13 protein-coding genes are annotated in these 13,290 nt (G+C 64.9%); all 13 read right to left on the reverse strand.

Annotated features, from left to right (window positions below; translation table 11 throughout):
• The coding region (locus F1735_RS22430) for a CheR family methyltransferase (protein WP_167238996.1) at positions 1–773 on the reverse strand (773 nt) is incomplete at its 3' end.
• Positions 770–1,228, reverse strand: a complete 459-nt coding sequence (locus F1735_RS22435) for a chemotaxis protein CheW (protein WP_167238997.1) — start codon at positions 1,226–1,228, stop codon at positions 770–772. The genes F1735_RS22435 and F1735_RS22430, both read right to left, overlap by 4 nt.
• Before the next feature lie 11 nt (positions 1,229–1,239).
• Positions 1,240–3,057: a methyl-accepting chemotaxis protein gene (locus F1735_RS22440; protein WP_167238998.1), complete on the reverse strand. Its 1,818-nt coding sequence runs from the start codon at positions 3,055–3,057 to the stop codon at positions 1,240–1,242.
• 206 nt (positions 3,058–3,263) lie between these two features.
• Positions 3,264–4,496 carry an argininosuccinate synthase gene (locus F1735_RS22445; RefSeq protein ID WP_166887920.1) on the reverse strand — a complete coding sequence of 411 codons (1,233 nt, stop codon included), beginning with the start codon at positions 4,494–4,496 and terminating at the stop codon, positions 3,264–3,266.
• A 42-nt stretch (positions 4,497–4,538) separates the two neighbouring features.
• Positions 4,539–5,465, reverse strand: a complete 927-nt coding sequence (gene argF / locus F1735_RS22450; protein ID WP_167238999.1) for an ornithine carbamoyltransferase — start codon at positions 5,463–5,465, stop codon at positions 4,539–4,541.
• Between the two features lie 152 nt (positions 5,466–5,617).
• Complete coding sequence (locus F1735_RS22455) at positions 5,618–6,139, reverse strand: hypothetical protein (protein ID WP_222853056.1); 522 nt, start codon at positions 6,137–6,139, stop codon at positions 5,618–5,620.
• A gap of 65 nt (positions 6,140–6,204) precedes the next feature.
• Entirely contained in the window at positions 6,205–6,699 is a 495-nt protein-coding gene (locus F1735_RS22460) for a hypothetical protein (protein WP_167239001.1), read from the reverse strand.
• Between the two features lie 35 nt (positions 6,700–6,734).
• The gene (locus F1735_RS22465) at positions 6,735–7,226 is read right to left on the reverse strand and encodes a hypothetical protein (protein ID WP_167239002.1); all 492 of its coding nucleotides are present in this window, start codon (positions 7,224–7,226) and stop codon (positions 6,735–6,737) included.
• Complete coding sequence (locus tag F1735_RS22470; protein ID WP_167239003.1) at positions 7,219–7,656, reverse strand: hypothetical protein; 438 nt, start codon at positions 7,654–7,656, stop codon at positions 7,219–7,221. The genes F1735_RS22465 and F1735_RS22470 overlap by 8 nt, the downstream gene beginning before the upstream one ends.
• A 123-nt stretch (positions 7,657–7,779) precedes the next feature.
• Positions 7,780–10,617, reverse strand: a complete 2,838-nt coding sequence (locus F1735_RS22475) for an ATP-binding protein (RefSeq protein ID WP_167239004.1) — start codon at positions 10,615–10,617, stop codon at positions 7,780–7,782.
• A gap of 147 nt (positions 10,618–10,764) precedes the next feature.
• On the reverse strand, positions 10,765–11,685 hold the full coding sequence (gene rsgA / locus F1735_RS22480; RefSeq protein ID WP_167239005.1) for a ribosome small subunit-dependent GTPase A: 921 nt from the start codon (positions 11,683–11,685) through the stop codon (positions 10,765–10,767).
• Positions 11,682–12,014, reverse strand: a complete 333-nt coding sequence (locus F1735_RS22485; protein ID WP_167239006.1) for a 4a-hydroxytetrahydrobiopterin dehydratase — start codon at positions 12,012–12,014, stop codon at positions 11,682–11,684. Before F1735_RS22485 ends, rsgA begins: the two co-directional genes overlap by 4 nt.
• The gene (locus F1735_RS22490) at positions 12,011–13,273 is read right to left on the reverse strand and encodes a M48 family metallopeptidase (protein WP_167239007.1); all 1,263 of its coding nucleotides are present in this window, start codon (positions 13,271–13,273) and stop codon (positions 12,011–12,013) included. Before F1735_RS22490 ends, F1735_RS22485 begins: the two co-directional genes overlap by 4 nt.
• Positions 13,274–13,290: the final 17 nt, after the last annotated feature.

Raw genomic sequence — 13,290 nt, forward strand, 5'->3', positions numbered from 1 at the left:
GCGCCGGTTTTTTCGAGCGCGAACGAACCCGGCGCGCGCAGCGCCGCAAAGCCGTTGCGGCAGAACGCCGGCACTTCGGCGTAACCGGCGAACAGGATGCCGTCGTCGGCCAGCAGGCGCGCCAGGCTGGCGATGGCGGCGGCCACGGTGGGGTCGTCGAAGTAGATCAGCAGGTTGCGGCAAAAGATGACGTCGTAATAGCCGGGCCGGCTGGAAAAGGCGGGATCGAGCAGGTTGGCGTGGTCGAACGCCACCTGGCCGCGGATCTCTTCGCAGATCTGGAATTCGGCGTCGACCGCCGTGAAGAAACGATCGCGAAAATCGAGGTGGCGGCCGCGAAAGGCGTTGCGGGTGTAGCGGCCGGCGCGGGCGCGCGCCAGCGCCACCTGGGACAGGTCGACCGCGTCGATCGCGACGTCGGCGCCGGCCACGCCGGCGCTTTGCAGCGACATGGCCATCGAGTACGGCTCTTCGCCGCCGGCGCACGGCACCGACAGGATGCGCAGCGGGCGCACGGCGCCGGCGTCCAGGCGCCGCACGATGAAGGCGGTGGCCGCGACAAACGCTTCGGCGTCGCGGAACATCCACGATTCGGGCACCACCACCAGTTCGGTCAGGGCCGACAATTCTTGCGCGCTGGTGGCGAGCAGGCGTTCGTAGGCCCGTGCGTCGGCCAGCGGGATGGCCTGCATGCGCCGTTCGACGGCGCGCCCGACCACGGCCTCGGTCAGGTTCAGTCCCGTCACTTGCTGGAGCAGGTCGCGCGCCTTCATGACGCCGCTCCCGCGTCCTGGAACAGCAGCGCGCGCACGTCGGGCGCGAGCAGTTGCTCGACGCTGAGCAGTTGCAGCATGCCGGCGGCGCTGGCGGCGACCTGGCCCAGAAACGGCGCGCCGCCCACGCCAGGATCGAGCAAGGCCGCGCCATCGACGCTGTCGACGCCGACCACGTGTTCGGCCAGCAGGCCGAGCGGGCGCGTGGCGCCGGCGCCGGCCGGGTAATCGACCAGGATGATGCGCGAGTCGTACCACAGCTGCGCGGGCGGCACGCCGGCCAGGCTGGACAGGTCGATCACCGGCACCGCTTCGCCGTGCAGGTCGAGCAGGCCGGCCACCCAGGCGGGAGCGAGCGGAATGGCTTTCAGGGCGGCGGCCGGCACCACCCGCGCCACTGCCCACAAGGGCAGGGCGTAGCGGTCGGCGCCGATGTGAAAGACCATCACTTTCATCGACCCGCTCCTCAGGCGTTGACCGAGAAGGTGGCCACCGACGATTGCAGGTCGCTGGCGGCGTACTGCAACTGATGCACCGCTTCGCTGGTGGCCTTGAGCGATTCGACCGTCTGCTGGGTGGCGTCGTTCAGTTGCATCATGGTGTCGGAAATTTGCGACGCGCCCACCGCCTGCGACTGCATCCCCTGCAGCACCAGGTCGAACTGGGGCGCGAGCTTCTGTACCTGGTCCATCACGGTCGAGAGCTGTTCGCCCACCTGGCGCACTTCGCCCACGCTGCGCCGGATCTCTTCGGAGAACTTGTCCATGCCCATCACGCTGGCCGATACCGCCGACTGCATCTCCTTGAGCATCTGCTCGATGTCCCAGGTCGACACCGAGGTCTGGTCGGCCAGGCGCCGGATTTCGGTGGCCACCACCGAGAAACCGCGCCCGGCGTCGCCGGCTTTTTCGGCTTCGATCGCGGCGTTGAGCGAGAGGATGTTGGTCTGGTCGGCCACCTTGGTGATGGTGGTCAAGACACTGTTGATGTTGCTGGCCTTTTCGGACAGCGCGGCCAGCTTGGCGTTGATCGAATCGGTGGCCGAGACCATGTGCTGCATGGTGCTGTCCATGCGTTTCAGGTTTTGCTGGGCGTCGGCGGTGGCGTTGGTGGTGTAGTCGGCCACCGCGGTGGCGTCTTCCATGGTTTTGAGCAGTTGGGTGGTGTTGGCCGAGATTTCCTTGGTGGTCGAGAGGATTTCGATGCTGGTCTGGGCCTGTTCGATACCGGTCGCTTCCTGCTGCTTGGCCGAGGCGGCGATTTCGGTGGCCGAGGTGGTGACCTGGATGCCGGCCTTTTGCACGTTGTTGAGCAGGATGCGCAGGTTGCCGACCATGGTTTTCAAGCCGTCGCCCATGCGGCCGATGGCGTCGCTGCCGGTAATCGTCACGGTGCCGGTCAGGTCGCCGATGGCGGCCTTGGAGACCACGTCGAGCAGGGCGTCGACATTGGCGCGCAGCGCATGCGTGGCGGCCGCCTCGTTGGTCTGGGCATCCTGGATCGACTGCGCCATGCGGTTGAATTCTTCGGTGACCTTGCCCAGTTCATCGCGCGCGACCACGGCCGCGCGCGCCGACTGCTGACCGCCCGCGATCTTGCCGACCGCTTCGGTCAGGTTGTTGAGGGGATTGAGCAGCGCGCGCGCCAGCATCCAGGCCACCACCGAGGCCAGCGCCACGCACAGCACGCCGCCCACGCTGAGCAGCAGGGACATGGTTTTTTGCAGTTGCGCCGATTCGGCCGTGCGCGCGCTGAGCAAGGCGTTTTCCTCGTCGGTTATCTGGTCGATCAGGCTGCGCACCTGGCTGACGGACTGGAAGCCGCTGGCCAGTTCCGGCGAGCGGATGACTTGTTCGGTGACCCCGTCGCTGGCCTTGCCCAGCGCGCGGCGCCGTTCGATCAGCGGGTGGATCACGGTCTTGAGCCAGTGTGCGGTGAGGTTATCGAGCGTCTTGATGCGCGCCTGCTGGCCCGGATTGTCGGCGGTGAGCTGGAGGGCGCGCCGGAAGTTTTCCATGAGAAATTTTTCCTCATTGATATCGGGCGTCAGGAAGCGTTCGTCGCCTGTCAGCAGGAAACCACGGGTTTCGGCCTGGATTTCCAGCACGCTGGTGGCGATTTTGTTGGTTTCGAGCAGCACTTCCAGGGTATGGCGGTCCCAGCGGCTCGCTTCTGACATCTTGGAGAAATTGTTGTAGGCCAGGATCAGCAGGAACAGGATGATGGCGACGATGGCGCCGAAGCCCAGAAACAGCTTGTTCTTGATGCTCAGGTCTGTAAACATGGGGGGCTCTCCGGGGACGATGTTGTTCTCTATAAATGTAACATCGTTGAGGGATGGCACGGTACATTTTCGTCGTCAGCAAATCCTCCGACCGAAAAACGTCGTCCCCGCGAAGGCGGGGATCCACAGCACCCCGGATCGGAAGTGCCATGGATCCCCGCCTGCGCGGGGACGACGGAGCAAGGGTTGGTGGTCTTGCTAAAACCTTATTGCCCGCGCTTCTCGCGCGCCACTGCGGCGATGCGCATGCGCAAGGCGTTGAGCTTGATGAAGCCGCCGGCGTCGGCCTGGTTGTATGCGCCGCCATCTTCGTCGAAGGTGGCGATGTTCATGTCGAACAGCGAATCGGTCTTCGAATCGCGCGCGACCACGATCACATTGCCCTTGTACAGCTTCATGCGAACCCAGCCGTTGACCGTTTGCTGGGTGTGGTCGATCAGGGTCTGCAGCGCGACGCGCTCGGGCGCCCACCAGTAGCCGTTGTAGATCATCGACGCGTAGCGCGGCATCAGGTCATCCTTCAGGTGGGCCACTTCGCGGTCCAGGGTGATCGATTCGATGGCGCGGTGGCCGCGCAGCATGATGGTGCCGCCCGGGGTTTCGTAGCAGCCGCGCGACTTCATGCCGACGTAGCGGTTCTCGACCAGGTCGAGGCGCCCGATGCCATGCTTGCCGCCCAGGCGATTGAGTTCGGTCAGCACGGTCGCCGGCGACATGCGCACGCCGTTGACGGCCACGATGTCGCCCTTTTCGTATTCGAGGTCGAGGTATTCGGCCTGGTCCGGCGCCGCTTCCGGGCTGACGGTCCAGCGCCACATGCTTTCCTCGGCTTCGGCGCTCGGGTTTTCCAGGTGGCGGCCTTCGAACGAGATGTGCAGCAGGTTGGCGTCCATCGAGTAGGGCGCGCCGCCGTTCTTGTGCTTCATGTCGACGGCGATGCCGGCGTCTTCCGCGTATTTGAGCAGTTTTTCGCGCGACAGCAAGTCCCATTCGCGCCACGGGGCGATGATCTTGACATCCGGCTTGAGCGCGTACGCGCCCAGTTCGAAGCGCACCTGGTCGTTGCCCTTGCCGGTGGCGCCGTGCGAAATCGCGTCGGCGCCGGTGGCGCGCGTGATCTCGATGAGGCGCTTGGCGATCAGGGGACGGGCGATCGAGGTGCCCAGCAGGTATTCGCCTTCGTACACGGTGTTGGCGCGGAACATGGGGAACACGAAGTCGCGCACGAATTCTTCGCGCACGTCGTCGATGTAGATATTTTCGGGCTTGATGCCGAACTTGATCGCCTTGGCGCGCGCCGGCTCGAGCTCTTCTCCCTGGCCCAGGTCGGCGGTGAAGGTGACGATTTCGCACTTGTAGTTATCCTGCAGCCATTTCAGGATGACCGAGGTGTCCAGGCCGCCCGAATAGGCGAGGACTACTTTTTTGATGTCGCTCATGGAGATTCCAATCTTGGGTTGACGATGGTGTTATATGTATTTTTACTGCGCTTCGATCTGGCCGAGCAGCAGGTATTCGATCAGCGCCTTCTGCACGTGCAGGCGGTTTTCGGCCTCGTCCCAGACCACCGACTGCGCTCCGTCGATGACCTCGGCCGCGACTTCCTCGCCGCGGTGGGCCGGCAGGCAGTGCATGAAGAGCGCGTCGGGCGCGGCGCGCGCCATCTTGGCGCCGTCGACGATGTAGCCGTCGAAGGCCGCCAGGCGGGCCGCGTTTTCCTTTTCGTAGCCCATGCTGGTCCACACATCGGTGTTGACCAGGTGCGCGCCCTGGCACGCGTCCGACGGGTTGTCGAAGACGGTGAAGCGGGTGGTCGACACCAGGGAATGGTCGATGTCGTAGCCTTTGGGCGTGGCCACGTTCAGGTGGAAGCCGAACACGTCGGCCGCCTGCAGCCAGGAGTACAGCATGTTGTTGGCGTCGCCCACCCAGGTGACGATCTTGCCGGCGATCGAGCCGCGGTGTTCGACGAAGGTGAAGATATCGGCCAGCACCTGGCATGGATGGTGCTCGTTGGTCAGGCCGTTAATCACCGGTACGCGCGAATGGGCGGCGAAGCGCTCGATGATGTCCTGGCCGAAGGTGCGCACCATGATGATGTCGCACATGCGGCTCATCACCTGGCCGGCGTCTTCGACCGGTTCGCCGCGGCCGAGCTGGCTGTCGCGCGTGTTCAGGTAGATGGCGGCGCCGCCCAGCTGGTGCATGCCGGCTTCGAACGAGAGGCGGGTGCGGGTCGAGTTTTTCTCGAACACCATGACCAGGGTGCGGTCGATCAGGGGATGGTAGACCTCGTAGTTCTTGAACTTGCGCTTGATGATCTTGGCGCGCTCGATCACGTACTCGAATTCGGCCAGCGTGAAGTCGGAAAACTGGAGGAAATGCTTGATCGGTTTATTTGTAGGCATAGACACAACGATTGAATGCGTGAGCCGCAGGCGGCCGGGCCCTGGCGTAGGGTTGCGGATCAATTATAAGGGTTTTGAAAATTTGCCGGGGGCAACCCGGAAAACTCCCCCGCCGCAACGCAGCCAATTTGTCCCCGCCCCGTCCGCACTTGTCAATTCGCGAAATAGCGTCTTGCCTTGCTCGAGAAGCCGAATGCGCACCTCCACCAAACCATCAGCGCTGGAGTCAGGATCGTACGGATCACGAAACCGGCGCTTCGTTGAATATCATTCGCGTACTGCGTCGTATCCGGTATGAAAAACAGTGCAAATGTCAGTACACCCATGACGAGTACCCCGAGCCAGCGCGCCCACTGCCGCCTGCGCACGATGGCAAGCAGGATACCACCCCCGAGCGCCAGAATGCCCAGGCGGCCGGCGATGTTTGCCACGAGGAAGATGGGCTCCTGCGGCTGATGAGAAGCCATGAACCCCGCGATACTGATCGTGACGATCGTATGAAAAGTCATCAGCCCGCCCAAGACGAGCAGAAGTAACCAGACGGAAAGCGGGCGCTTCCTTGCCGGCCTGGTGACTTCCGGCGCGGAGCTTGCAGCCGATTGGTAGGGATTTTTCATCCAGCCATTGTAAATTCGATCAATCTCTGGAGCAACTACTTCCTGTTCCTGAAGCAAATGCGGCGCCGCTTCAGTAAAGCGCCGGCACGTCCGATTCCGTGTGTTCCAGCGCCAGGCCCGGCTCACCGGGTGAAATAGCGTCTTGCCTTGCGCGAAAAACCAAAGGCGTAGGTCCACCACGCCGCCAGCGCCGACACCAGGAGGACCGGGGGCAAGAAGGTGCGGACCCGTTCGGCCTCGCTGGCGTAGGGGGTCGTCTCCGGTACGAAAAACACCCCGACCGCGATCGCGCCGAGGACTAGTACGCCGAGCCAACGACCCCATTGGCGGCGGCCAGTGGCGCCGAGCACCGTCGCGAACAGCAGCGCCAACACGGTGAGGCGCCAGGCGATGCCACCCAGAAGGCGGTAACTCGTGCTCGCGGGAAAAGGGCTGGAAAACCAGGCGAAGTGGATGGCGCCGAGCGTGAGCCAGCTGAAGCGGATTGCGCCGATGGCGAGCGCGAGCGTCGTCGGCCACATGATCAGCAGGAACAGCCAGACCGAGATCGGCCGCATGGGCACGTCGGCGGGGACGTCGGGCGTGGCGCTGTCCGGGGGATGGTAGGGGTTGTGCATCCGGTCACTCACTATAAGTTCAATACATGAGGCAACTACTTCGGGGCCAGGGCGGCGCTGGCCGGCGCCGCAAAATAGCGTTTTGCCTTGCGCGAGAACGCAAACGCGTAAATCCACCAGGCCATCAGCGCCGGCCCTATGATCTTGCGGCCAATAACAGCGCCGAATCGTTCGGCATTGTCGGCGTACTGCGCCGTATCCGGAACCGAGAACTGCAAGGCGGTCAGCGCGATCATGCCGAGCACGGCGATCCAGCGAGCCCATTGCCGTCGGCCGACAATGCCAAGCAGCGTACCGAGCCCGGTCGCGGCCGCGGCCAGGCGCCATCCGACATCGAACACGACCTTGATCCGCGGCCGGGTGCCATACGGGTATTCGAGCCAGACCATCCCCGCGGTGGCGACCGCACAAATGATCGTCAGTGCGCCCACAATGATCAGCAGCAGCCATATGGAGAGGGGACGCTTGCCCGGCAGCTGGAGGAGATCCGCCGCCACGCTTGCCGGCGATTGGTAGGGATTATGCATGTCCATTGCCGAAATAGCTTCTGGCCTTGGCCGAGAAGCCGAAGCGGTAGCCCCACAAGGCCATCAGCAATGGACCCAGGATCAGGCGGCCAAAGGCGCCGCCGCTGCGTTGGGCGTCATTGTCGTACTGCGCCGTGTCCGGCATGAGGATGATCATGACCGTGAGCGCGGCGATGGCGGCCAAACCAAGCCAGCGCGCCCAGCCGCGCCGCCGCGCGATGCCGACCAGCCCACCGACGCAACAGCCGATCATGGCGAGGCGAATCGCCAGGTCGAACAGAAAGCGGACGTTCATCCAGCCGCGAAAGGCGATCAGGTACCAGACGGTGCTGACCGCCCCGAACGCGATGGCGAGCATGATCACGACCAGGACCAGCATCAGCAGCCATGCCGACAGCGGTCGCTTGCCTGGCGGCCGGGCGGGCTCCATGGTGGAGCTTGAGGGAGATTGATACGGATTATTCATCCGGCAACTATAGGGTCAATCAATCCCCGAAGCAACTATTTCCTCTCTTTAAGACGGCCGCACCGCCGTGTGAAGGCCGATTACCCCTCAATAGATCGGCGGCACGTCCGATTCCGGGTGCGCCGGCGCCGTCAGCGGCAGGTCGAGCACGAAGCTGGTGCCGTCCTTCGCGCTGCTGACCACCGTGATCTGTCCGCCCAGCAGGGAGGTCACGATGTTGTAGCTGATCGACAGTCCCAGCCCGCTGCCGCCCTGCCCGAGCTTGGTGGTGAAAAACGGATCGAAGATGCGCCCCAGGTGTTCGGGCGGGATGCCGCCGCCGTTATCGTGGAACTCGATCAGCACCCGTCCCTCGACCGGCATGGCGGCGGACAGGTGCATGACGCCGCGGTGGCCCGGCGCAAACGCGTGCAGCAGCGCGTTGTTGATGAAATTGGTGACCACCTGGCCGAACGGCCCCGGATAACTGTCCATCCCGATCGCGTCCGAGACATCCATCCCGATGCTGTGGTTGGCCGCGCGGATGCGGTTCATCATGGTGGCGATGATTTCGTGGCACACCTGCTGCAGGTTGAAGAAGCGGCGCTGTTCGGTGGTGCGGTCGACCGCCACCTGCTTGAAGCTGTTGACCAGGTCGGCCGCGCTGGTGAGCCCGCGCAGCACCAGCGCCGACGCTTTTTGCGAGTCGGCGATGAAGGCGGCCAGTTCCGAGCGGCGCAGGCCGGGGCCGTTGAGCTGGGCTTCGATTTCGGCAGTCTTTTCCTGCATGGTGCTGGCGATCAGCAGGCTGTTGCCGATCGGGGTATTGAGTTCGTGCGCCACCCCGGCCATGAGCGAGCCGAGGGCGGCCAGCTTTTCCTGCGACACCAGCTGCGTCTGCGCATCCTGCAACTGGCGGTAGGCTTCGGCGTTGTCGAGCGCGATCGCCCCGTAGGCGCACAGGGTGCGGAAAATCATGCGCTCGTTCTCGCCGTAGGCGTGCGACTGCGGCGCCTGCACCGTCATCACGCCGATGGCGCGCTCGCCCACCGTCAGCGGCACGAACAGCGCGCTCATATTGACCATCGTGCCCGGCACCACCTTGCGGTGTTCGGCGTCGGGCCAGTGCTCGATGTAGATTTCGCGCCGCTCGTCGAGGCAGCGCACCGAATACGCTTCGCGCTTGGACAGGGCAATCGCGTGGTTTGGGAGCTCGCGCCCGAGCTCGACGCCAAAGGCGCGATTGAGCACCGTGCCGGCGGCGTCGATCAGGTAGATGGCGAAGGTGCTGGCCGTGAGCAGGCCGTGGATATGGCGGTCGAGCGCCTGGAACACGGCGGCGGCGTCGAGGTGGGCGGTGATCTCCTGGCCGATGGCCGACAGGCGTTCGAGCGTGGCGCTGGTGCGCTGCAACACCTCGGCGCGGCGCGCTTCCGATTCGGCCAGCTCGCGATGGTGGTAACCCTCGCTGCGCGCGTGTTCGGTCTGGTGATGCACCTGCATGGCGATGGCGCGGTTGGTCGCTTCCTGGCTGTGGGTTTTCTCGCGCGAGCTCGACGCCGCCAGCGCCACCTCGTAGGCGCGCGCGTAGTCGCCGGTGGCCGCGTATTCGCGCGCCATGGCGTCGTACAGGTCGCCCGGTACGGTGTAGCCCTCGATGGTCGAGGCCACCGACAGGGCTTGCTGCAGGTAGTGCAGCACCGGGTTCGGTTCGACCATGCCGGCCGGCGCCGGCAGCGCGTGCTGGGCGTGGATCAGCGCCATCACGCGCAGGGCGGCGATCTGGTTGTAGGCGTAGCCGGGAGCGGCGGCCATGGCGGCGGCGTCGGCGGCCACCGCGATGGCATCAAGCGCGCGCCCCAGGTGCGAGAGCGCATGCGCCTGGCCGCGCCGCGCGATGCTGCGAAAGTCGGACTGGTCGAGCACTTCGGCGCGCGCCGCCAGGCGGACAAAGGCGTCGAGCGCGCCGTCGTAGTTGCCCTGGTCGAGCGAGAGGTCGCCCAGGTATTGCAGGGCGATGGCGTAGCTGCGCGCGTTCTCCAGGGGTTTGAGGATCACCAGCGCTTCTTGCAGCATGTCGTGGGCGGCGTCGAGCTGGCCGAGGCGGCGCAGGGTGTCGGCGCTGTGCATCAGGCAGGCGCCGACGCTGCGCGGCCAGCCGGTGGGGCGCGCCAGTTCGAGCGCGCACTGGACCCATTCGAGCGCCGAGTGGTGGTCGTTGAGGATGGTGAAGTCTTCGCCGATGTTGGTGGCGGCGGTGATCGCGGCGCGCACCTGGCCGGTGTCGAGGGCCGTTTCGTAGCAGCGCATGTAGTGGCTGGCGGCGGCGCCGAAGTCCGCCGCCTGGCTGGCGGCCAGGCCGTGGAAGTCGCTGACCCAGGTGGCCAGGGACGGGTGCAGGTGCGCGCTGTCGGCGTCGAAGCGCTGGCCCCAGCGGGCGACGGCGACGCCGGGGTCGCGCAGCACGGCCCAGCGTGCGATGGCCGCTTCGGCCAGGTCGCAGCGCAAGGCGTCGCCGCCGGCGCGGGCGCTGGCGGCGGCCGCGGCGAAGGCGGCGTCGCTGCCGTCATGGTCGCCGCGGTCGACCGCGATCCAGGCCAGCAGCCAGTGGGTGTCGGCGCAGCCGGCATGGTCGTTCAGGAGCGTGAAGTGGGACAGCAGTTCCTGCGCATGGGTGCCGGCCAGGTCGAGCGCGCCGTCGAGCCATTCGCATTCGGCGTGCAGCAGGTGCATGCGCGCCTCCAGGCTGGCGCAGTCGCTCGGCGGCAGGTCGGACAGGGGCAGTTGGGAGAGCGCTTCGCCGGCCAGCATGAGGGCGCGCGCCGGGTCGCGCTGGCGCAGGTGCCAGGCCAGCGGCAGCAGCACCGGCAGGCGCTCCATGCCGCGCAGCGAGGGCAGCGCGGACTCCCATTGTGCAACGTTGACATCGACGGTGAACATCTCCATTGCCGGGACCCCTTTACGATGGTGTTGCCATTGTATGCTGAAAAGGCGCCAACTTTGTCGTTCCCGCCTGCGCGGGAACGACGAGCAAGAGGGAGCAACGGGGCAAGCGGAACGATGGCTCGACGGCTTCGGGCTAACTACAGCCGCTCAGTACAAGGTCTGCGCCGACTCGTGCAGCAGCTGTCCGTACAAGGTGTGGCGGAATCTGGCGATTTTGCCTTCGGCCACCGCCGTCAAGATCGCGCACTGCGGCTCGATCAGATGGCGGCAGTTGTAGAACTTGCAACCGCCCAGGTATGGCCCGAACTCCACGAACGCCCGTTCCAGCATCCCTTCGCTCAGGTGATACAGCCCGAACTCCTGGAACCCCGGCGAATCGATGATCGAGGCATGCTCGCCCAGCCAATACAGGCGCGTAAAGGTGGTGGTGTGCTTGCCGGTGTCGAGCGCCGCTGAAATTTCGCGCACGGCGATGTCGGCGTCCGGCACCAGTAAATTGATCAGCGAGGACTTGCCCATGCCCGACTGGCCGATGAAGATCGACGATTCCCCCTCCAGCAGCGGCATCAGGGTGGCCACCGCGTGCTCCGGATTGGCGCGCGCCGACACTTCGTGCAGCGGGTAGCCGAGCGAGGTATAGGCCAGCAGCCGCTCGCGCGCCTTGGGCAGCAGGTCGGCCACGTCGGTCTTGTTGAGGATCAGGTGGGCCTCGATGCCGGCCGCTTCGGCCGCCACCAGGGAGCGCGAAATGAGGTCGTCGGCAAAACCGGGTTCGGTCGCCACCACGATGAACAGGCGGCTCAGGTTGGCCGCCAGCAGTTTCGACTTGTACTGGTCGGAGCGGTACAGCAAGGTCTTGCGCTCGGTGATCGATTCGATCACGGCCTGGTCTTCCGACGTCATCTTGAGGTTGACCACGTCGCCCACGGCGATATTCGTCTTTTTGCCGCGCGTGACGCATTGCAGCTTGCGTCCGCCCACGTCGGCCAGGTAATGGCGTCCGTGTGCGGCGATGATGATGCCGGTCAGGCCGGTCGCCGCCGGCGCTGGCAAGGTGGCGCCGCTCATGCGCCGCCCCGCTGGCCGAACAGCGCGTCGGCCTTGGCCGCGCAGATAAAATCGTTGTCAGACAGCGCGCCGCCGGCCGAATGGGTGTTGTAGCGCACTGCGCACTCCTTGTAGGTGACCGTCAGTTCCGGATGGTGGTCCTGATGGTGGCTGATCCAGGCCAGCGCGTTAACGAAGGTCATGGTGTCGTAGTAATTCTTGAATGGGAAGCTGCGCGCCAGCTTGCCGTCGGCGACGCGCCAGCCGGGCACCTGCGGCAGCAGGGCGGCAATGGCGTCGGCGTCGAGGGTAGCGGCGTTGGCGCGGCAGGTTTGTGCGGGCAGGGTCATCGTACCGCCAGATTAAGTTGATGGATGCGGATGCTGGCCGGCGGATGCGAATCGTAAAAGGTCGAGTGCAAGCGGTCCGGCGTGAGCGTGGAGGCGTTTTCTTCGTACATCTTGACCAGCGCGGAAATCAGGTCGCGCGCGTCGGTGTGGGTGGCGGCAAAGGCGTCGGCTTCGAATTCGTGCTTGCGCGAGCTGATCGAGGTCAGCGGCGAGAACAGGAAGGTAAACACCGGCAGCACCAGCATGAACAGCAGCAGCGCCACGGCGTCGCTCGGCACGCCCGGCAGCGGGTCGAAACCGAGGCCGCTGTAGAACCAGGCCTGGTTTTTCAGGTAGCCGAGCAGGGCCAAAAATGCCAGTGAGACGATCGAGCCGACGATCATGCGCTTGAGGTTGTGGCGCAGCTTGAAGTGGCCCAGTTCATGCGCCAGCACCGCTTCGATCTCGGGGCCGCTCAGGCTGGCGACCAGGGTGTCGAAAAACACCACGCGCTTGTTGGCGCCGAAACCGTAGAAGAAGGCGTTGCTGTGGCCGCTCCGCTTGGAACCATCCATCACGAACAGGCCCTTGGCGGCAAAGTCGACCCTCGCCATCAAGCCTTCGATGCGCTGGCGCAGGCTCTCGTCCTTCAAGGGCTCGAATTTATTGAACAGCGGCATGATCAAGGTCGGGGCGATCACCATCATGACCAGCTGGAAGGCGAGCCAGACCAGCCAGGTGTACAGCCACCACAGGTTGCCGCTTTTTTCCATCAGCTGCAACACCACCCAGATCAGCGGCAGGCCGAGCACCAGGCCCAGGCCCGTGCTTTTGAGGGCGTCGCCGAGCCACAGGCCCAGGCTCATCTTGTTGAAGCCGAAGCGTTCTTCCAGCACGAACTGGCGGTAGTAGTCGAACGGCATGTCGAGCACGCCGCTGACGGCGGCAAAGGCGATGAACAGGGCGATCTGGAACGTGATCCCGTTGCCGGTATGCGGCAGCAGGGCCAGCGCCAGCCATTGCAGGCCGCCGAGCAGGGTGAATCCAATGAGCACGGCGCTGCTGAACAGCAGGCTGACCAGGCCGAAGTGGATCTTGGCGGCGGTGTAGTCGGCCGCCTTCTGGTGTGCCGCAAGCGGGATTTTTTCGGCAAAACTGGCCGGCACCGCGCCGCGGTGGGCCGACACGCAGCGCAACTGGCGGGTGGACAGCCAAAAGCGCAGCAGCAGGCTCAAAATGAAGAAAGAAACGAACAATATCGAAAACGCGAGTGAAGACATTCTGTGCCTGTGAGAAA

This window comes from Massilia genomosp. 1 (genome assembly GCF_011682185.1).
Lineage (GTDB): Bacteria > Pseudomonadota > Gammaproteobacteria > Burkholderiales > Burkholderiaceae_D > Telluria_A > Telluria_A rubra.

Excerpts from the sequence above, each read along its gene's own strand:
- F1735_RS22460 (WP_167239001.1), bottom strand. The coding sequence starts at position 6,699 with ATGCACAACCCCTACCATCCCCCGGACAGCGCCACGCCCGACGTCCCC.
- argF (WP_167238999.1), bottom strand. The coding sequence starts at position 5,465 with ATGCCTACAAATAAACCGATCAAGCATTTCCTCCAGTTTTCCGACTTC.
- F1735_RS22475 (WP_167239004.1), bottom strand. The coding sequence starts at position 10,617 with ATGGAGATGTTCACCGTCGATGTCAACGTTGCACAATGGGAGTCCGCG.
- F1735_RS22440 (WP_167238998.1), bottom strand. The coding sequence starts at position 3,057 with ATGTTTACAGACCTGAGCATCAAGAACAAGCTGTTTCTGGGCTTCGGC.
- F1735_RS22465 (WP_167239002.1), bottom strand. The coding sequence starts at position 7,226 with ATGCATAATCCCTACCAATCGCCGGCAAGCGTGGCGGCGGATCTCCTC.
- F1735_RS22435 (WP_167238997.1), bottom strand. The coding sequence starts at position 1,228 with ATGAAAGTGATGGTCTTTCACATCGGCGCCGACCGCTACGCCCTGCCC.
- F1735_RS22445 (WP_166887920.1), bottom strand. The coding sequence starts at position 4,496 with ATGAGCGACATCAAAAAAGTAGTCCTCGCCTATTCGGGCGGCCTGGAC.
- F1735_RS22490 (WP_167239007.1), bottom strand. The coding sequence starts at position 13,273 with ATGTCTTCACTCGCGTTTTCGATATTGTTCGTTTCTTTCTTCATTTTG.
- rsgA (WP_167239005.1), bottom strand. The coding sequence starts at position 11,685 with ATGAGCGGCGCCACCTTGCCAGCGCCGGCGGCGACCGGCCTGACCGGC.
- F1735_RS22485 (WP_167239006.1), bottom strand. The coding sequence starts at position 12,014 with ATGACCCTGCCCGCACAAACCTGCCGCGCCAACGCCGCTACCCTCGAC.
- F1735_RS22470 (WP_167239003.1), bottom strand. The coding sequence starts at position 7,656 with ATGGAGCCCGCCCGGCCGCCAGGCAAGCGACCGCTGTCGGCATGGCTG.